Raw genomic sequence first — 19786 nt, 5'->3', positions numbered from 1 at the left:
TCATTTTGATCTTCACGTGAGAAACTAACGTGGAAACGGATCATAAGGAGAGATGGTTATGCCGCACAAAGATAGGATCTGTAAAGCTTGTGATGGTGAAGGCTTACTAATGGATGACGAGGAATGGCGTTACACATGCTCTGTTTGCGGCGGTGACGGCATTATCGATCCAGGAGAAAGTTTGAAACCATCAGAACCGTTTTCTGTTGACGAAATGAACCGGACATTGGAATAAGATTTTTGCACCAGCATAACGCTGGTGCTTTTTTTGCATGATTTTAATGATTGTGGGCAAAATAATTCTAATCTTATACGAGGTGCTTATCATGTATAAAATTTTAGCAGCATTGGTCTTATTGATAGGAATCAATGGAGCGAACAACATTCCCCAGGTAGATGCGGAGACCCAACAGGCACCCGCGTATGCTAAGTGGGGTAAAATTGCGGTAAAAAAAGCGCAGGAAAAATACTCAAACGCTCAAGTCGTTGATTATCTTCACATTGGCAGAGAAAAGCAATCAAATGACGAGGCCGTTGAGAAATTTAAGTTGTGGTTGAAGCAACAGAATAAAGAATTTGGCGTTTATGTTAATGTCACATTCAATCCGATGAGTGGACAGTTTATTAACATCACTTTTAAGGAAACGGGGCATTGATACAAATCCCATTTGTCCCATTGAAAAGCTTTCAATGGGATGAATGGCGTTTTATGTTGATTATTCGGTCATCTGCTCTTGATAATACTTCGTAAGTGTCACAACCATGGCCCCCATCTTCGGCTTATCCGGTTGAATAATTTGCTTAATTCCCAATTGACTTAATGCTTGAGCGGTTACTTGACCGACAGCGACCCCCAACACTTTTTCATTAAAGGACTGAATGAGGGTATCTTGGTGCTCAGAATCAGCAAAAAGATTCCGTACCTGGGTCTTACTCGTAAAAATGACTGCATCCAAAGATGCTGTCATGATAGCCTCCCGTAAAGCACTGAGGGTTTGAATATCAGGGGATAAATACTGATAAGGTTGTGAGAGATAAACGGTCATGTGTTCATGTTCCAGTTGATCACGTAACACAGCATCATCTTGGTTGTACGATTGTAAAAACACGCGACGGTCGCCAAGGTCTTCAAGCATCAATGCTTCGAACAATGTATCCATTGTGCCGTCTTCGGATACGAGTTCCGGTTGAATTCCCCATTCTTTTAAAACAGCGTTCGTCTTACTGCCTCGTACAGCCAGGTTACTCTGGTGAAGCACATGGTCAAACGCCTCTCGATGGTCAAGCTGATCAGCGGCCGCCCGCAGCGTTTCAATGCCAATCCCTGTAGTTAGAACCAGCCAATCAAATCGACCTTCCAAAAGCTGCCTAACATCCATTTCTGCAACTTCATGTTCCAGCCATTGTTGACCTTGAATCGGGAAGCTTAACGAGGTGCCCCCATTTTTACGAATCAATTCAGATATGGCATCTGTCTTCCTCGTTGCCGCCAATCCAATCAAGCGACCTTCAAGCCCTTTCATTTTTCTGCCTCCACTCTTAACCAATTAAGGGTTTGTGTTTGTTTCTCCGGCTTCATATAAACTTCAGACAAGAGAGTTGATAGGATTTGATGTTGTTTATCTTGAGATAATGATGATGACTGCAGTAGCTGACGACACTCATATAAAAAGTCAAGATATGCCACATAACGTTCATCATATTTGGCTGCTAAATCGTTTTTTATGCTTTTTGCTAACAACGGACTGGCACCGCTCGTTGACACACTTATCGATAGTTTTCCTCGTTTAAAATGAGAAGGAACATGAACATTCCCAAGCTTTGGGTTATCCACGACATTAACTAAAGCTTGTGAACCTGCTGCTTCACAGACGGCACAATTCACTTTAGGGTCATTCGTTGCAGCAATGATGATAAAGGCGGCTGACACGTCCTTCTCTTCAAAGAGCTTGGGCTGCCAATCGATTAAGGCTTGCTCATATAGCTCCCATATCCCATCAGTTACATTTGGACTAATAATGGTTAATGTTACACCTGTTTCCAATAGCGTCTTAGTTCGTCTTTCGGCAATCCGACCGCCGCCGACAATAACCGCCCGTTTACCAAATAAATCAACAGTTAATGGTAAGGGGCTCATGTTATAAAATCCCGATTAAACTGAAACGATTCGTTAACCCGATCAACCAATGCATCCTTAATATTTGGATGATCACCTAGGTGACGGCACAAAACGATATCTTGTGATAAATGGTTCAAGCCGTTAATGGTTTCTTCCATTGATTGCATCAGTAGACCTGTAAACCATAAGTACGGAACGACAAAAACCTGTGATGACCCATGGTCAATCGCATCACGAAGGCCCTCGTCAAACGAAGGAGTACAGGCAGCCAAATAACATGTTTTTATCCGTTCAACGTTCAAGGTATCCGCCAGGGTGAACGCGATTGATTCAATCTTCTGTTTGATTGCCGGATAACGGCTTCCCCGCCCCACAAGTACAATCGAAGCGTCCTGATGAATAACAGAGCGCTGTTCCCGTATACGTGTCACCAAGATATCCGTCAAGCGTTTCTGAACGCCAAGCGGCTGACCATATGTGAATGAAATATTAGGAAATTGTTTTTGCGCCGCAGCCACCTCATGAGGAATATCAACGTAATAATGTTTCGCATCAAACAATAGGACCGGAACAACCGATATAGCCGACGCGCCCAAACTCACTAATCTTTCAATTCCTTGTTGAATTGTAGGATCGGCTAATTCCAAAAAACAGATGTCTTGTAATGATGCATTAATACGAGGCTTAACGGCATCAATAAACGAAATAGCTTCTTTAAGCGCTTCAGGCAAGCGACTACCATGACTAACGTATAAGACACCTTGCATACAAAGCCCCCTTCGATGATTTAAAATCGTCCATGTTGACTTTCTATCAAATGCCCCGATCTGAAAGCTTTACTTCAGGATGTTGCTGCCTGAACCATTGTAATGAAAATTCATTTTCAAAAATAATGACCGGGCGATCCTGATGGTCATACACAAGGGTGCTACGTGATGAACGGAGTGCTTGTTCAGGAACGTCAGTATCAAGAAGCCAACGCGCAAGCTCATGCGGCATTTGATCCATTACGAGTTCAACGCCGTATTCAGCCTCCATCCGGTAGATAAACACATCAAACTGCAATTTTCCGACGGCTCCAAGAACATACTCTTCAAATTTAGGGGTCTTATATATTTGGATCGCGCCTTCTTGAGCGATTTGTTCCAATCCTTTTAGGTAATGTTTTTGCTTTAACGCATTTTTCGGTCGAACTTTAGCAAAGTGCTCGGGTGGAAATTGAGGTAACCTGCCGAAATTGAAGGTTTCCTTCGTTCCACATACTGTGTCGCCAATTTGATACATTCCCGGATCATATAATCCGACAATATCACCGGGATAAGCATCATCGATGACTTCACGGCTTTTGGCAAAAAATTGTTGGGGCTGTGCCAACTTATTTTGTTTCCCTGTTCGATCCAGCCACGTCGTCATACCTCGCTCAAATTTCCCAGAGCAAATCCGCAAGAAAGCAACACGGTCGCGATGGGCTGGGTCCATGTTTGCCTGAACCTTAAAAACAAACCCAGAAAATACCGGATCTGACGGTTCAAGATACCCTTTATTGGTTTCACGACCAGATGGTGCGGGTGCGATCTTCAAGAAATGCCGCAAAAAAGTCGGTACGCCAAAACTTGATATAGCACTGCCAAAAAACACCGGTGTTTGCTTACCAGCCATTACAGCATCCATATCAAACGTATTTCCAGCTTCTTCGACCAACATCAAATCTTCAGTACATTGCTCAATCGTGTCCTGATCAACCACACCATCAAGAGCGCTCGTCAAATCATCATAACCCGAGACCTTGACTGTATCATGTTCATCCGATTCATGGTATAACTCAATTTGTTTATTTAGACGATCATAAACGCCAGCGAAAGATTGCCCCATGCCAATAGGATAATTAATCGGCGTCGATTCAATCCCCAAAACCTCTTCAATTTCCTCAAATAGTTCAATCGGTTCTTTTCCTTGCCGATCGAGTTTGTTCACAAAGGTGAAAATGGGAATCCCACGCTCACGACACACCTTAAATAATTTGATTGTTTGCGGCTCAACGCCTTTGGCCGCATCAATAATCATGACAACGCTATCGACGGCCATTAACGTCCGATACGTATCTTCACTGAAATCTTCGTGCCCCGGTGTATCGAGAATATTTATTTTGTAGTCATCATATTCAAACTGCATGACACTTGATGTAATAGAGATGCCACGTTGTTGTTCAAGCGCCATCCAATCAGAGGTTGCAAACTTCTTTGATTTCCTTGACTTGACCGTTCCGGCCGTTCTAATCGCTCCGCCAAGTAACAATAATTTTTCCGTTAACGTCGTTTTGCCTGCATCCGGGTGAGAGATGATCGCAAATGTTTTCCGCCTGTCAGCGGCTTGTTTCAATTCTGTCATAGGGCCGACTCCTTTTCGTCTTCCTATAATCTTCTCATAAAATATAAATTATCACTGTTGTCAAATTTAACATATTTACTGTTCCATTTGTAGCTCTGCCTTCTTAGCGCAAATGATTTGAATCAAACCATTCATTAAGATAAAATGAATATAATGAATCTAAATTATTTTAAATTTAACACATAAGCGGTGAAAGATGTTGTTAGAATACACAGGTGAACGCGTCATACCTGACCAGATGAAGCCGACAAACGGCCTTTACCTTGAACACATTGCACGCTATTACTTTTCTAATCCCTATGCCCACGGACGCGTGCTTGATTTCGCTTGCGGCTCCGGCTATGGCACCCAATTCATTGCCAAAACTCGAAGGCGTGAAGTATCAGAAATCATCGGTGTCGATATATCTGAAGAGGCTATTCATTATGCTAAAGGACGTTATAACCATCCCTTAGCCTCCTACCAAATAGCCAATGTTTTAGACCCCGACTTACCACAAAAACTCGGTACATTTGATACCCTATTAAGTTTTGAAACGATTGAGCACGTGCCTGACGAACAACAATTCATAAAGCAAGTTTGGCATTTGTTAAAACCCGGCGGAACCCTTGTATTATCAACGCCGTTTGGTCAAGGGAAACACAAGCCTTCAAGCGAGCCATTCCATTATTTTCAATTAACACCCGATGAATTTGAAGCCCTGTTCAAAGATTTTGATGATGTTGAAATCTATCACCAACGAGGCGTAACAATCGAACCCCCGAGGAAAGGTGTCCGTTATTTTCTAGGTGTAGCCGTCTGTCGAAAGCCATGCTCATAAACCAAAGAGGCCTTGTTCACACTATTCATAAGGAACGGAGGATTGGAGTCGACACCTATGGCTATCAAAACGTTATGTAAGAAGTGTAACGGCACAGGCACTGTCGCAAAAAAATTTTTGTTCTTTAATCGGTCTAAGGGAGAATGTCCCTATTGTAAAGGTGAAGGGACGCTCGATCGCAAACATTTATCACATCCACAATATCACTAACCCTCTGAACATACCGCTCAGAGGGTTTCTTTTGGCTTCCAGCATTGTGAGTCAGTTCAGCATGCAACAGGGTTCTTAGCCCCCTCCTTGCTTAAGTCGAAATCCCTTACGTTACCTGGCGTCCCCACGCCTATATATACTAACAACATTTTGCCAATCATAAGCCTCATAATACCCCAAGCTTGTATCGATATGATTCACCACTTGCCTTGCGTTCTTTCCATTCTCATTTGCCATCCAAATCTTCGCTTTCTTACGGTTGGAACGTACCCACAATAGCTGATCGCCATCACGTAAGTAAATTGGAGCAAAGTCCCCCCAACCTTTCTGCGGTTGAACAAACTGCTTTTGTTTCCCTGACTGACTGTCAATATAAAATAACGTCGGCAAGGCTCGTTGGTCTGGATCGTTCTTCCACTCCTGTTCCTTAGCTCGAGCGACAACAAATTCATTCGAACCTATCCAAGTAAAGTCGCGATCCACAAATCCCTTAGGTGTCAATGTATGCTGATTAGCTGCCGGCATTTCCTTAACAGATAACTGCTTATTTTTTACCGCAAACCGGCCGGTACCATCTATATACGCCAATTTGTCACCCACCGGTGCCCACTTAAACCAATCAGGATTCAGTAACATTTTGTCTAGCCGAATAAATGTATCAGCATTCTTAGATAAAACAGCTAAGGTGTTACTGTCTGCCGAGGCTGACGCGGTTGGGTGAGCAATAAAAGCGATCCAATCACGTGTCGGGGACCATTTAAACTGACTTGTTCCAACGGCAAAAAAATCAGTTGATTGCTTAGGCAGGGAGTAAAACAACTGGGAGCGACTTTGATTCATATTGGCATTTAACGGGACTTTGAATAATTTAACCGAATCCCAGCCCGTCGGTAATAGGCGTGACTGAGAGGATACCAAAAAACCCTTTCCGTTTGGCTCCCAAGCGTAATTCGCCACCCCTAACGAAACCCCTAAATTTTTAAAATCATTCCCAGGTAAATGTTCAGTTTTGGCCACCTTTAAAATATTATTTGACTGGTAAGCTAAAATATCGGCTGTCGGTGACCACCTTAGATTGCTACCATGGCTTGTAATTGTTTTCAGTTCTTCCGTACGTAAATTATACACTTTGATCATACCACCAGGGCCACCGTCTTGAAATGCAAGCCACCGGCCATCATGCGACCAAAGTGGATGAGAAGCTTTGGCATTTTCGGTAACTTGTGTCGTTTGTCCGTTATGATGAATCCAAAGATTCTTTTGATAAATATAGGCAATTTTTATATTAGCATCACGGGCTTTCGTTAAATGAACAGGAACCAAAACAATGGCAATCACCATCACCAGTAAAGTTAATACCATCCTTCTGTCATGTTTCGTCATACCACACATCCTTACTGAATGGGCTTACCTTTATAGATTGCCATTGTGGTCCTCTGATTATGAATTTAACGCTTTAAAATTGCATCCACACTTGCCATGACGGATCCCTTCACTACTTGGAGATGATCTTGAGCGATTTGTAAGTTCGAGCCTTTAACACCAAAGTAAAATTTAATTTTTGGTTCGGTCCCTGATGGACGCAGGCAGAACCATGAGCCATCCGTCAGCTTATATTTAAGCACATTGGACTTCGGTAAATCGATGGTTTCAACGGTTCCTGACGAAATCAACTGCCGTTTTGAGCTTTGATAATCTTCAATCACCTCAACCGTTTGACCCGCCACTACTTTTGGCGGCTCGCTTCTAAATTCAGACAAGATGTTACCAATCCTTTCAGAGCCCTCTTTACCTTTTAACGTCAAAGATTCAAGACCTTCTTGGTAATACCCGTATTGTTCATAAATCTCCATTAAGGCGTCATATAAGGTCATCCCTTGCTGCTTATAAAAAGCCGCAGCTTCTGCCGCCATCAAGCAAGCTTGCACTGCATCTTTATCACGGACAAAATCACCGATTAGATAACCATAGCTTTCTTCATAGCCAAACAGGAATTGATGGGACTGGTCTTTCTCATATTGACCAATTTTTTCACCGATAAATTTAAACCCGGTTAAAGTGTCAACAGTCGGGATATTAAAACTAGCGGCAATATCACGTCCGATTTCCGACGTTACAATCGTCTTAAGAACAATCCCATTATCAGGCAATGCGCCTTTAGATTGCTTTTGCGTTAAAACATAGTGTAACAAAACGGCACCTGTTTGATTGCCAGTTAATACCGTGTACTCGCTTTGGTTATTTTTTACGGCAACCCCCACTCTGTCAGCATCTGGGTCGGTTGCTAACAACACATCAGCATTAATAGTTTGACCTTCAGTTATCGCATATTTAAACGCTTGATGCTCTTCGGGATTAGGCAAATCAACGGTTGAAAACTCAGGATCGGGATCCGCTTGTTCCTTGACAACAGTGACATTATTAAAGCCCCAGTGAGCTAATCCCCGGGTTACTGGGTGATAAGCAGTCCCGTGAAGCGGTGTAAAAACAATCTTTAAATCATCGGCCATTTCTTTAATGATATCAGGATTCATCGAAATCGTTTCTAATTGCTCTTGATAGGCCCGGTCAATGGTGTCTCCAATTACCGTTAACAGGCCTTTTACTTTGAGATTCTCGATGTCACCTGCAGTTACAGCTAACTCATCTTTAACACCATTAACATACTCAATAACCTCATTGGCTTCGTCTGGAGGTAATTGCCCACCTTCCTGATTATAGACCTTATAACCATTATATTGAGGTGGGTTATGGCTTGCGGTAATTACAATGCCGGAAAATGCGTTTAGGTAACGAACGGCGAAGGACAACTCCGGTGTCGGGCGTAGTGATTCAAATACATGCGTTTTAATCCCATGTTGACTGATCGTTGCTGCTGCTTCATAAGCAAATTCCTGTGAATGGTAGCGGGAGTCACAGGCGATCACAACTCCATCTTTAACTGCCGATTCACCTTTGCTTAATATGTACTGGGCCAATCCCTCGGAAGCTTTGCGAACCGTATATATATTTAACCGGTTTGTTCCCGGGCCTAGTTCACCGCGCATACCACCGGTTCCGAAAGTTAAATTTTTATAAAAGCAGTCTTCCAATTGCGATGGATCATTAGCCATTTGGTCAAGTTGGGCCTTTAATGTTGGATCTAAATCCTCAGCAGCCAACCATCTTTGATAAGTTGATTTCCAGTCCATTGATGTGAATCCCCCTTGAGCGGTTTAATGATATTTCCATTATAAAATAAACTCAAAAATCATGGAATAGCCGCCGATATAAAAAAGAGAACCCATAGCGGGTTCCCTTTTTGTTGAGGGCCATGTTATTGAGGCTCAGATGGCTTAGAAATACTTGATAAAGCTTGACCGGCATCATTTGGTTCGTTATCTTGCGTTAAGTCCCCAAGAGCTACCATGCCGACAAGTTCGTTGTTTTCCGTAACCGGTAAACGGCGGAGCTTATGCTCGGCCATCATGGTTGAAGCCTCATTAACATCCATGTTGGCGTCACCCATTCTTACGTTGTTTGTCGACATACATTCGGAAACCTTTGATTGCTCATTATTTTCCTGTGCTGTCGAACGCAAAGTAATATCACGGTCAGTAATCATACCTTTAACTTGACCGTTCTCAACAACTGGTAACGCTCCAATATTATATTGACTCATCAACTGTGCAGCCTGCTGAACAGATTGCCCAGGTTCGACAGAAATGACATCTTTTGTCATGACACTACCTAATTTTTGTCCCATGATGAGTGCCCCCTTTCACCTATATTGTGTTCGATTACTCTGGTTTTCATTTATCTTAAGCGCGATTTTTTTATGAAAAAAATTGTGACTACCAGCAAATTATTTTGCGCAATGAATGCTATCTGTCATCATCTTGATCATGAATTCCTTCATTATCGATCTCAATACTTTGACCATCACTCACAGCGACAATCGTTCCCATTAAATCAGTACGGTAGGTCGGAATCTTTAAATACTTAAGCCGTTTGATAACCGCTTTTGAAGGAAAACCGTAACGGTTATTCCTCCCAACCGAAATCACTGCATAATCAGGATTAACCGCCTTAAGAAAGGGCAGTGTGGTGCCCGTGTTGGCGCCATGATGTCCGATTTTGATCACATCAGCCCGAATGTCGACATTTTTTGTGAGTAATTGGGTCTCACTCTGTTCCCCGGCATCCGCCATAAACAGAAATTCATTTTTGCCATGAATGAGTTTCATCACATAACTATAATCGTTCATCTTGTCATACTTGCCCTTTAGAGGAGCAATGATTTTCATGGTGACGCCTTTTTCAATGTTAATTTTGTCGCCCGCTTTAGCTTGGAAGACCATAATTTTCTTTTCATCAATCACTTGTTTCAGACGATTAAAGGTTTTCGTCTTATTTTTTAAAGGGGGCATGTAAAACGACTGAACTTTGATTTGCTCAAGAACATCAGTGACACCGCCAATGTGGTCATGATGAGGATGTGTGATCATTAAAGCGTCAAGCACATCAACATCGTTGGCTTGTAAATAATTTACGATCTGTTCTCCGGAATTTTCATCGCCTGTGTCGATTAACAAGTTCTTATGCTCAGACTGTATAAGAATACTGTCAGCCTGTCCGACATCAATAAAATGGACTTTAACTTTGGACGACTCTGCCGCTACCGCAGCATTGGGCATCATTAGGCACAGCAGCATAAATACCAGAAATATTCGCGACAACCACATCATATTTTAATTCCTCCTAGGTTTAGACTACCCACCGAGAATTCATTTTTATATGAAGATGATTATAGAAAAATTTGGAATTGACATCATCAAAAAAAGCCCGCCTTTATGCGGGCTATTGATGAACCGATGGTTGCTTAGCGAAAAAGTATTTCATCGCATGATAGACATCACTTTTTTGTTTTAAAACATAATGTTGAAAAGTCTCGTCTTGGATGTTTTGAAAAGCTTGCATGAGTGCTGACTTCCTATTATAAGGGTTGATTTCACCGTAACCGAAAAATTCAGCCACATCCATCAACTCTCGTACAAGTTGAACGCACTTGGAATTGTCTGACGTTAAATTGTCACCATCGGAAAAATGAAATGGATAGATATTATAAACAGCTGGTGAATAACGATCTTCAATCAGCTCCAATGCCTTTCGATAAGCTGATGAACAAATTGTTCCACCACTTTCACCTTTCGCGAAAAATTCCTCTTCTGCCACCACTTTAGCTTCTGTATGATGAGCAATAAAGGCAATCTCGACCGTTTCATATTTTGTACGGAGGAACCGCGTCATCCAAAAGAAAAAACTCCGGGCAATATACTTCTCCCATATCCCCATTGAACCACTGGTATCCATGAGAGCCATAACGACCGCTTTACTCTCCGGGGCTTGATGTTCTTCCCAAGTTTTAAATCGCAGATCGTCGTCCGTAATGGGTTGAATTGTTGCCTGACCTTTCATGGCATTACGTTTGACCGCTGACAAAATTGTTCGCCGTTTATCAATATTGCCCATCAATCCTTTACGACGAATGTCGCTAAATTCGATATCTTGGACAACAACTTGATCCTGTTGTTTCTTTTTTAAATTCGGTAATGCCAGTTCTTTAAAAAACATATCCTCGATTTCCATCATCGATACGTCAGCTTCATAATAATCAACCCCTGGCTTTTCACCTGCCTGGCCAGCTTTATCTTTTCCTGATGATTTCTGGTTTTGCGGAATGCGTCCGAGAACATCGCCGACCTCACTTTCACCGTCGCCTTGACCGACTTGCTTCGTTTTCTCATGGTTATAACGGATTTTATATTCGTCTAATGATCGTATAGGCAATCTCGTCAGATTTTTTCCATTCGAATACACGATATTTTCTTCACTAATTAAATCAGGGAGATTCTGTTTGACAGCTTCCTTGACTTTATCAGCGTGCCTTTGTTGATCATCAAAACCTTTCCGGTGTAGATCCCAGTTTTCTTCTGATATCAAATAATTACCCAAGATGGCTACCCTCCTTAATTGGTGACTGTCCAAACACTGTAACATTCAGTATGACTTGTAAAAGGAGATTATTTTATCTTATGCAATTAAAGACGTGGTTTGCTCTAGGTACCAAAATTTTTTGGCTAAAAAAAACTCCCGGTTATACCGGAAGCATGTCCTTGATATTAATGCATAAATTCGAATTGACGGATGGGCCAGTATCTTAAATTAACTTTACCAACGACTTGATCCATATCAACAAAACCAAATACACGACTATCCGAACTCACACGCCGGTTATCACCCAGCACAAATAATTTTCCCTTAGGTACTTTCTTGTGATCGGTATAGTCTTTCAAATTGAAGTCCTCCGTCAAATGACCGCTCTTTATTTGCTCTTTGTAAGGTTTTAAATAGGGTTCTTTAACGGCTTTGCCATTGACATAGAGCACATCATTCTCATAACGAATTGTATCTCCAGGCAGTCCGATTACTCGTTTGACATAGTCCTCTTTATCATTATGATGGAAAATCACCACATCAAATCGATCCGGCTGACTAATGTCATAGTCAATTTTATTGACAATTAAACGATTACCATCCTTTAATGTTGGCATCATTGATTTGCCTTCTACAATATAATTTGTAAAGAAAAACGATTTAATTACAATGGCAATAATAACAGCAAGTCCTAATGCTTTAAACCATTCAACAGCTTCACTCTTGCTTTTTTTCCGTGTCATTGGCAAAACCCTCCACATATGTTCCTTCTCTATACTTTACCACCGGTTCTATTAAAAAAACAAGGAACCAGCGGACGGGACTCACTTTGGTGAAGCCTGCAAAGTGACGTCCGCTCCGCTATTAATGTTTACCGGTTCAATAAGCTTCCGACATACTTTAATAATTCGTTAGCTGATGTTAGATTGTAACCATACTCTTCAACTAACCGGCGAGTAACCTCGTTCATGCGCTTAAGCTGGGTTTCATCCGGTGTTTTGGACGAGGTTGTTATTTTAACCACATCTTTCAAATCAGCGAACAGCTTTTTCTGAATAGCTTCACGTAACCGTTCATGGGACTGATAATCGAATCGTTTTCCTTTCCGTGCGTAAGCGGAGATTCGAATGAGAATTTCTTCACGAAAGGCCTTCTTAGCATTCTCAGAAATTCCGATTTGCTCCTCGATTGAGCGCATGAGTCTTTCATCTGGATCCATCTCTTCACCTGTGATCGGATCATGTATTTTGTTGTTATTACAATAAGCCTCCACGTTATCTAAATAATTATCCATGAGGGTTTTTGCAGATTCTTCAAATGAGTAAACAAAAGCCTTTTGTACTTCTTGCTTGGCAACTTCATCGTACTCTTTTCGCGCTAAGGAAATAAAATTCAAATATTTGTCTTTATCTTCTTTTGAAATGGATGGATGTTGATCAAGACCTTCTTTTAAGGAACGCAATACATCTAACGCGTTAATTGACGGAACATCTTTTTTAATCATCGCCGACGAAATCCGGTTAATCACATAGCGGGGGTCAATCCCCGTCATTCCCTCATCAGCAAATTCATGTCTTAATTCTTGTCGATCAACATCATTGAACCCTTCCACGTTTTCACCATCATATAGACGCATCTTTTGTACCAAGTCAATTCCGCGCACATTTGGTTCCTTCAAACGTGTTAACACGGAAAAAATAGCTGCTGTCCGCAAAGCGTGTGGAGCAATATGAACTTCACCTGACAAATCACTGTCATGAATCATTTTTTCATAAATGCGTTCTTCATCACTTACCTTTAGGTTATACGGGACAGGCATGACAATCATCCGTGACTGCAAAGCCTCATTTTTCTGATTGCTAATAAATGATTGGTACTCTGCTTCGTTCGTGTGAGCAATCACCATTTCATCGGCACTAATTAAGGCGAAGCGCCCCGCTTTAAAATTACCTTCTTGGGTTAGTGAGAGTAAATGCCACAGGAACTTCTCATCGCACTTAAGCATTTCTTGAAATTCCATTAATCCACGATTGGCTTTATTCAATTCCCCGTCAAATCGGTAAGCACGAGGGTCTGACTCAGAACCATATTGAGCGATTGTTGAAAAATCAATGCTTCCCGTAAGATCAGCAATATCCTGTGACTTAGGATCAGATGGGCTGAACGTTCCGACACCCACACGTTGATCCTCCGAAAAGAAGATGCGCTCAACAGGAACATCTTCAATTTTTCCATCATAATCTTTTTCTAGGCGCATAGCGTTTAATGGTGATAAGTGCCCTTCTACCTTTATACCATATTCTTGGTAAAATTCATTTCTTAGATGGTCTGGGATTAAATGTAAAGGGTCTTCATGCATGGGACAATCTTTGATGGCATAAACGGCTCCTTCTTCTGTGCGTGAAAATTGTTCCAACCCTCGTTTGAGCATCGTGACAATCGTCGATTTACCACCGCTTACTGGCCCCATTAGCATTAAAATCCGTTTCTTAACATCCAACCGTTTGGCAGCTGGATGAAAGTATTCCTCAACTAAGCGTTCGAGCGTCTCTTCCAATCCATATATGTCATCATCAAAAAAATGATAATGATGATGACCGTCCTTTTCCGTCACACCCGCCGACTTAATCATATTATAGACCCGGGCATGGGCCGGTTGGGCAACCCAAGGTTTTTCCTTCAATAATTCCAAATAATCAGCAAAAGTGCCTTCCCACTTCAATTGTTCCTCATTGTTACGGTGCTGTTTGACCTGATCCAGAAACTCCATGAAATCCCCCCGGTGTAAAGCGGTGTATTACATCCTATGCATCAGGGGTGGAAAGGATTAAAATAAATTGCTAAATAATTTAGGATAGGATTAGACAAACCGGGCTTTAACCGCTTGCTCCAGTTGGGACATCGCCCGCTCCAATATGGATCGTGGACAGCCGAAGTTTAAGCGGGCAAACCCTTCACCTCCCGGACCGAACCATATGCCATTATTTAAACCAAGCCCCGCCTCATGAATCAAGAATTGATCCAGTTCATCAGCTGATAATCCTAATTCGCGGAAGTCCATCCAGCCAAGATAAGTCGCTTGCGGCATCTTCATCTTAATTTGTGGAATACGGTCAGAAAGAAACTGATGGACAAACTTAGCATTGCCCTGCAAATAAGTCAAAAGTTGATCAAGCCATTCATCACCATCATTATAAGCAGCTATTAAAGCCTCAATACCAAAGATATTTAACTTATCTTTGACGCCTGCACGTTCGGAAGCCGCCTGGAAGTCTGATAATAACTGCTTATTTTTAATCAGAGCGACAGATGAAAACAGACCAGCGAGATTAAAGGTTTTACTCGGTGCAATAAACGTTACTGTACGGTCTGCGATAGATTCAGACAGTGTGAATAACGGCGTGTGAGCTTCTCTGTCAAAAACCAGATCTGAATGGATTTCATCGGAAATGATGATGATATTATGTTTCTGACAGATGGCTGCCAATCGTTCTATCTCATCCTTCGTCCACACCCGTCCAATCGGGTTATGCGGACTGCATAAGATAAGCAGCTTGGTCCGGTCATCGATCTTTGCCTCCAAATCGGCATAATCCATATAGTAGGCCCCATCCGACTCAATCAATGGATTTTCCACAACACGTCTACCCTTGTTTTCAACCGCTGAAAAAAATGGCTTATAGACAGGCGGTTGAATAATAACTTTATCTCCAGGTCCCGTAAAGGCATCAATCGCATAGGAAATGCCAGGTACAACTCCGGGCGTTGCCGTGATCCAATCTGAAGCCACAGTTGCTCCGAAACGCCGGTTCATCCAACCTATAATTGCATTATAAAAAGCATCTGGCAACCCGGGATAACCAAAAATTGGATGTTTCGCACGTCTTTGAATCGCCTCTATGACCGATGGTGGACTGGCAAAGTCCATATCAGCAACCCATAACGGTAATATATCCTCTTTTCCAAATATGGATTGACCATAGTTCCATTTAACAGAATTCGTGTTAGTGCGATTGATTTCAGTATCATAATCAAAAATCAAAGTGAATCCCCTCCAATTAAGTGACATACCCGTCTATGTAAGCATCTACGTCTACTTTTTACTTTATCCCAAACCATACAAATGGTCAACGAATAGCGCTGCTCTCCGTCCTACAAGTAAAAAGGGATTCAATTCCAACATGTATACTTTTTTTATTAAATTCGGTATAATAGAAGTAGGTATAGGCGATTTATATTGGAAAGGGGCTACCGTCATGAAGACATTTTTGATTTTAGCCGTTACGGTTAGTTTCCTCACGGCAATTTTCACTGCTGGGTACAATGATAAACCTGAGTCGCACGAATAATGATGTGAGGCAAAAAAGCTGCCCCGCTTATTGGCGGGACAGCTTTTTTACGTTTACGACAAATCGGGAAACCCTTGTTGTCTTAAAGCTTCATAAAGCATGATGGCGGCTGTATTAGATAGATTGAGTGAGCGCATCACGTCAGACATTGGTAAACGTAAACACCGGTCTCTATTGTTCTCAATCACTTCATCTGGCAATCCATCCGTTTCACGTCCAAAAACAAATAGAAAGTCTTGGCTAGTATCTGAATAATCGAATTGAGTATGAGGAATGTCACCGAAATTCTCTACATAGAAAAAACGACCATCTGGAAAGTTGCTACACACCTCTTCTAGTGAATCATGATATCGAATGTCAACGTGCTGCCAATAATCCAACCCAGCGCGTTTGAGCATTTTATCATCCGTTGAAAATCCGAGCGGACGGATCAAATGTAATGTGGAATTAGTCGCTGCACATGTACGTGAGATATTCCCTGTATTCGACGGAATTTCAGGCTGATATAACACAACGTGTATGCCCATTTGTTTAAACACCTCTTTAACTGAACCTGTCAACCTTCATATTATAACACTAGCTTTCCTTATATAAAAAGCTTAGTCATCCTTAATGTGAAAAAATTGATATTGAATGTTCTCCGTCCATGCCGTGGAATCCTCGTAGGACCAGTACCGATGCCTTGAATCCGTCGTGTGGGCATTCACGAGCGGCATATCATTAGCATCCTTTTCAGTCACAATAGTGGTATGATCAAACCGACCGTCACCTTCAAAATCATAGCAGACCACATCGCCCGGCATCAGCTCTTCAGGCCGATCCACCGTAACCACTCCCAGTTGATTATTAGGGGAACCAAGATACCAACGTAAGGCATGAGCTACGCTCCAACTGTAACTCCAATTTGTATCGGTACACCACCATCCTTTTGTGCGATTATATTGTCCATGCATCGGCGCACCACCTGCTTTTAAACATTGAGACACATAGTTAGTGCAATCCACATCAAACGACTGATAGGCCGGATTATGGGTATTCCACCAGCGATCCGCATATTTCACTACCTGCATTCGATCATAACCCGGGAATCCCCCCTTCTGCTTTTTTCGATCATTCAGTACCGTGGACCGCTCTCCATCTTCTCGATTATTATTTTGATCACACTTATGAACATCAACTTTCAAATCACCGACTAACTGTTCATCCTTGAATTCGGCTCGCCGGGGAAGCCACTGCTCTTCGATATAAAACTGATCTTTTTGTTTAACAACAAATTGAAGATGACGCATATAACGAACAAACCTTAAATTTTGGAATTGTTGAACACCTAAAATTTGACCTCGGATGTTAGCCTTGGTAATTTCTGCTTTCCGTTCTTTCAACAACTGTTTTTTTCGAACAATGCTGCTCTGTTCAGCTTCATCTAAGAGCTGATACCGGTCATATGCTTGATCGACCCAAAATTCACCGGTTTTTTTGAGATGCGATCTTAGTGCTTTCATCCATTCCATATGCCCGCCCCCTTCCATTGCTATAAAGTATGCTTACATGGGCCGACATGATGACTCACCTCAGCAATACTGCGGAAGTATGAACCGTTAAACAAACGTTTGATTAAGTTTGGAAAGGGGTGGAGCCAGGAGGCAACGTGCTCTCTGCGGGAAACCGTTTATGGAACACCACACCGCTCATGAGCCCATCAAAAAGAGCTCCCTCAGGGATATATGAGAAAGCTCCAATGACCGTATTCATATCCTATTTTTTCTTCGCCAACCAAGAGGCGACTTTTTCCGCTTTATCATCTGATATTAAGCCCGGAGGCATTCCACCGCCACCATTTTTAATTTGGTCTGAAATTTCATCCTGAGATAGCTCGCTGCCGATGTTTTTCAAAGCCGGTGCGGAAGCGCCTTCCAAATTATCGCCATGGCAACTTGTACAATTATTACTAAAGATTTTTTCAGCACTCGCTGAGGAGGTTGATTCAGAAGTTGATCCGTTAGAAGAATCTTCAGATGATGATTCATCACCACTACTTCCACAACCTGATAAAACTAATCCAAGGCTGGCTATACCAATGACCAATAACTTTCTTATCATATCCTTCCTCCTCTATCTATTTCTACATTACCCGAAATAGCCCTAAAATATTATGTTATATCACGATTATCATAATAAGAATTTCCATTTTAGGACGCTTTTCAAATGGCCTTCTCTAATTGTAGTAACTGATGTTTTATGTCTAAGCCACCGCCATAACCGACAAGTGAACCATTGGTTCCAATGACACGGTGACACGGAATGATGATCGGTATCGGATTGCGGTTATTGGCTGATCCAATAGCGCGAACCGCCTTAGCTTGACCAATGGATTCCGCAATATCTTTATAAGTTTTGATCTCGCCATAACCAATCTCCATGAGTACTCGCCATACTTTTTTCTGGAAGGGGGTCCCCATCAGTTCTAAGTCAATTGAGAAAGTCTGCCGATCGCCATCAAGATATTCCTGAAGTTGTTCAACGATCGGATGGGTGCACCCTTGATTAACAGCAATTTCGTTATGCAACATATGATGTTTCGCCCAGCCCTGAATCGTAGGTAAGGTTGCGTTAAGATCACCAAACGCAATCTTACATAACCGTGTATCGATACTGGTAATCGTCAAATGGCCGATAGCACTATCCATTTCTTCAACATTAAGACAAGGTCTTTTACTCATAGGATATCTCCTCTTTTCCTTGGCCTATTGGTTCGTCCGTTTCCCTTCAATAGACACGCTGGCTTGCTTACATTCATCAATGACGGTCTCATCTTCCTCAACCGTTAATGCTTGTTCTAATGCGTCCTTAATTGTTGCCCGTTGCACGCTATCAGCCGCTTCATAGATACGCCCTAAGGCCCACGCTGCCGTTCCGCGGATAACCGGCTTGGGATCCTGATGCAGACGCTGGGTTAAATCATCAATGGCACTCACTTCTTTATAGTTACCTAGCGCGATCACGGCATTTCTTTGAATCGGCTTTTTGCCGCGCCAAGATCCTGACATGGTTCCAAACTGTTTTTTAAATTGCTTCTGACTAATAGTGAGCAGAGAAATAAGCTCTGGTTTGACGCGTTCCGGATCAGGTTCCATTTCTTCATGATTGTGAACATTAACCCCGCGGTTATACGGGCACACTTGCTGGCAAGTGTCGCATCCATAGACACGGTTGCCGATGGATTGTCGATAGGGCTCCGGAACATAGCCTTTCGTCTGGGTTAGATAGGCAATGCACTTTTGCGCATTCAGCTGTCCCCCTTGAACAAGGGCTCCTGTGGGACAACGATCAACACAGAGATTACAGTCACCGCATAAGTCTTCTAACGGTTCATCCGGTTCAAACGGAATGTTGGTCACCATTTCACCCAAGTAAACATAAGAGCCAAATTCCTCCGTAATTAAATTTGTATTTTTCCCTGGAACACCGACGCCGGCCCGTTCAGCTACAGCCCGATCTGACAGTTCACCCGTATCAACCATGGATGTCACCTTCGCCCCAGGGACCTTGTCTTTAATAAAAGTTTCTAACGCTTCTAAGCGGTCTTTTAAGACATAGTGGTAATCTGTCCCCCATGAGGCCCGGCAAAAGCTTCCTCTCCGATCGCCTCGGATATTCTCCGGTTTTTCATCCATTTTTGCCGGATACGCCAAGGCAACAGAAATAATGCTCTGTGCGTCATCCATTAGCAATTCCGGCTCCGTTCGTTTTTCAATATCTTTTTCTTCAAATCCGGTATGATAGCCGAGATTTTTTTGTTGATAGAGACGCCGTTTCAAACTCGTAAAAGGGTCGGCCGTCGTAAAGCCCACTTTATCTATTTGATGATTTCGACAAAATATTTGGATATCCTTTTTTAACTGCTTAAAATCTGTCACGACACAA

At 42.3% G+C, this 19786-nt stretch carries 20 protein-coding genes; 3 read left to right on the top strand and 17 right to left on the bottom strand.

Annotation, left to right across the window (positions count from 1 at the left end):
* Positions 1–58 precede the first annotated feature (58 nt).
* Together B9Y89_RS18925 and B9Y89_RS02640 are read left to right on the top strand one after the other, a co-directional pair.
* Entirely contained in the window at positions 59–235 is a 177-nt protein-coding gene (locus B9Y89_RS18925) for a hypothetical protein (RefSeq protein WP_176222073.1), read from the top strand.
* A 91-nt stretch (positions 236–326) separates the two neighbouring features.
* On the top strand, positions 327–656 hold the full coding sequence (locus B9Y89_RS02640; RefSeq protein ID WP_254901169.1) for a YqzG/YhdC family protein: 330 nt from the start codon (positions 327–329) through the stop codon (positions 654–656).
* A 60-nt stretch (positions 657–716) separates the two neighbouring features.
* Here B9Y89_RS02640 and B9Y89_RS02635 read toward each other — a convergent pair whose 3' ends face one another.
* The 4 genes from B9Y89_RS02635 to B9Y89_RS02620 are packed head-to-tail and all read right to left on the bottom strand — an operon-like array spanning position 717 to position 4507.
* Complete coding sequence (locus tag B9Y89_RS02635) at positions 717–1523, bottom strand: uroporphyrinogen-III synthase (RefSeq protein WP_085521255.1); 807 nt, start codon at positions 1521–1523, stop codon at positions 717–719.
* Positions 1520–2137, bottom strand: a complete 618-nt coding sequence (locus B9Y89_RS02630) for an NAD(P)-binding protein (protein WP_085521253.1) — start codon at positions 2135–2137, stop codon at positions 1520–1522. Before B9Y89_RS02630 ends, B9Y89_RS02635 begins: the two co-directional genes overlap by 4 nt.
* On the bottom strand, positions 2134–2886 hold the full coding sequence (locus tag B9Y89_RS02625) for a sirohydrochlorin chelatase (protein WP_085521251.1): 753 nt from the start codon (positions 2884–2886) through the stop codon (positions 2134–2136). The genes B9Y89_RS02630 and B9Y89_RS02625 overlap by 4 nt, the downstream gene beginning before the upstream one ends.
* A 46-nt stretch (positions 2887–2932) precedes the next feature.
* Positions 2933–4507 (bottom strand): peptide chain release factor 3, encoded by a 1575-nt coding sequence (locus B9Y89_RS02620; RefSeq protein WP_085521249.1) that lies wholly within the window; start codon positions 4505–4507, stop codon positions 2933–2935.
* A gap of 196 nt (positions 4508–4703) precedes the next feature.
* Here B9Y89_RS02620 and B9Y89_RS02615 point away from each other — a divergent pair, with 196 nt between their 5' ends.
* Positions 4704–5327, top strand: coding sequence for a methyltransferase domain-containing protein (locus B9Y89_RS02615; protein ID WP_085521248.1), 624 nt, complete (start codon positions 4704–4706; stop codon positions 5325–5327).
* Positions 5328–5648: 321 nt separating this feature from the next.
* Here the strand turns inward: B9Y89_RS02615 and B9Y89_RS02610 are convergent, their stop codons facing one another.
* From B9Y89_RS02610 to queG, 13 genes are all read right to left on the bottom strand, one after another.
* On the bottom strand, positions 5649–6920 hold the full coding sequence (locus B9Y89_RS02610; RefSeq protein WP_085521246.1) for a TolB family protein: 1272 nt from the start codon (positions 6918–6920) through the stop codon (positions 5649–5651).
* A gap of 65 nt (positions 6921–6985) precedes the next feature.
* A complete protein-coding gene (locus tag B9Y89_RS02605; protein WP_085521244.1) occupies positions 6986–8728 on the bottom strand; it encodes a phospho-sugar mutase in 1743 nt (580 codons plus the stop codon).
* A 125-nt stretch (positions 8729–8853) separates the two neighbouring features.
* A complete protein-coding gene (locus B9Y89_RS02600) occupies positions 8854–9282 on the bottom strand; it encodes a CBS domain-containing protein (protein ID WP_085521242.1) in 429 nt (142 codons plus the stop codon).
* A gap of 118 nt (positions 9283–9400) precedes the next feature.
* Entirely contained in the window at positions 9401–10264 is an 864-nt protein-coding gene (locus tag B9Y89_RS02595; protein ID WP_085521240.1) for a ComEC/Rec2 family competence protein, read from the bottom strand.
* Between the two features lie 112 nt (positions 10265–10376).
* On the bottom strand, positions 10377–11534 hold the full coding sequence (gene yhbH / locus B9Y89_RS02590) for a sporulation protein YhbH (RefSeq protein WP_085521608.1): 1158 nt from the start codon (positions 11532–11534) through the stop codon (positions 10377–10379).
* Between the two features lie 164 nt (positions 11535–11698).
* Positions 11699–12256 (bottom strand): signal peptidase I, encoded by a 558-nt coding sequence (gene lepB, locus B9Y89_RS02585; protein ID WP_085521238.1) that lies wholly within the window; start codon positions 12254–12256, stop codon positions 11699–11701.
* A 128-nt stretch (positions 12257–12384) separates the two neighbouring features.
* Positions 12385–14283, bottom strand: a complete 1899-nt coding sequence (locus tag B9Y89_RS02580; protein WP_085521236.1) for a PrkA family serine protein kinase — start codon at positions 14281–14283, stop codon at positions 12385–12387.
* 90 nt (positions 14284–14373) lie between these two features.
* Positions 14374–15555: a MalY/PatB family protein gene (locus tag B9Y89_RS02575; RefSeq protein WP_369596711.1), complete on the bottom strand. Its 1182-nt coding sequence runs from the start codon at positions 15553–15555 to the stop codon at positions 14374–14376.
* A 360-nt stretch (positions 15556–15915) separates the two neighbouring features.
* Positions 15916–16389, bottom strand: coding sequence for a tRNA (uridine(34)/cytosine(34)/5-carboxymethylaminomethyluridine(34)-2'-O)-methyltransferase TrmL (trmL, locus tag B9Y89_RS02570; protein WP_085521234.1), 474 nt, complete (start codon positions 16387–16389; stop codon positions 15916–15918).
* Between the two features lie 72 nt (positions 16390–16461).
* Positions 16462–17373: an amidase domain-containing protein gene (locus tag B9Y89_RS02565; protein WP_254901168.1), complete on the bottom strand. Its 912-nt coding sequence runs from the start codon at positions 17371–17373 to the stop codon at positions 16462–16464.
* A 244-nt stretch (positions 17374–17617) separates the two neighbouring features.
* Complete coding sequence (gene cccB / locus B9Y89_RS02560; RefSeq protein ID WP_176222072.1) at positions 17618–17962, bottom strand: cytochrome c551; 345 nt, start codon at positions 17960–17962, stop codon at positions 17618–17620.
* A gap of 101 nt (positions 17963–18063) precedes the next feature.
* Positions 18064–18582 carry a methylated-DNA--[protein]-cysteine S-methyltransferase gene (locus B9Y89_RS02555; RefSeq protein ID WP_085521233.1) on the bottom strand — a complete coding sequence of 173 codons (519 nt, stop codon included), beginning with the start codon at positions 18580–18582 and terminating at the stop codon, positions 18064–18066.
* 24 nt (positions 18583–18606) lie between these two features.
* Positions 18607–19779: a tRNA epoxyqueuosine(34) reductase QueG gene (queG, locus tag B9Y89_RS02550; RefSeq protein WP_085521231.1), complete on the bottom strand. Its 1173-nt coding sequence runs from the start codon at positions 19777–19779 to the stop codon at positions 18607–18609.
* Positions 19780–19786: the final 7 nt, after the last annotated feature.

This window comes from Tuberibacillus sp. Marseille-P3662, from assembly GCF_900178005.1.
Taxonomy (GTDB): Bacteria; Bacillota; Bacilli; order Bacillales; family Sporolactobacillaceae; genus Marseille-P3662.
This window is presented reverse-complemented; position numbering and strand designations above follow the sequence as displayed.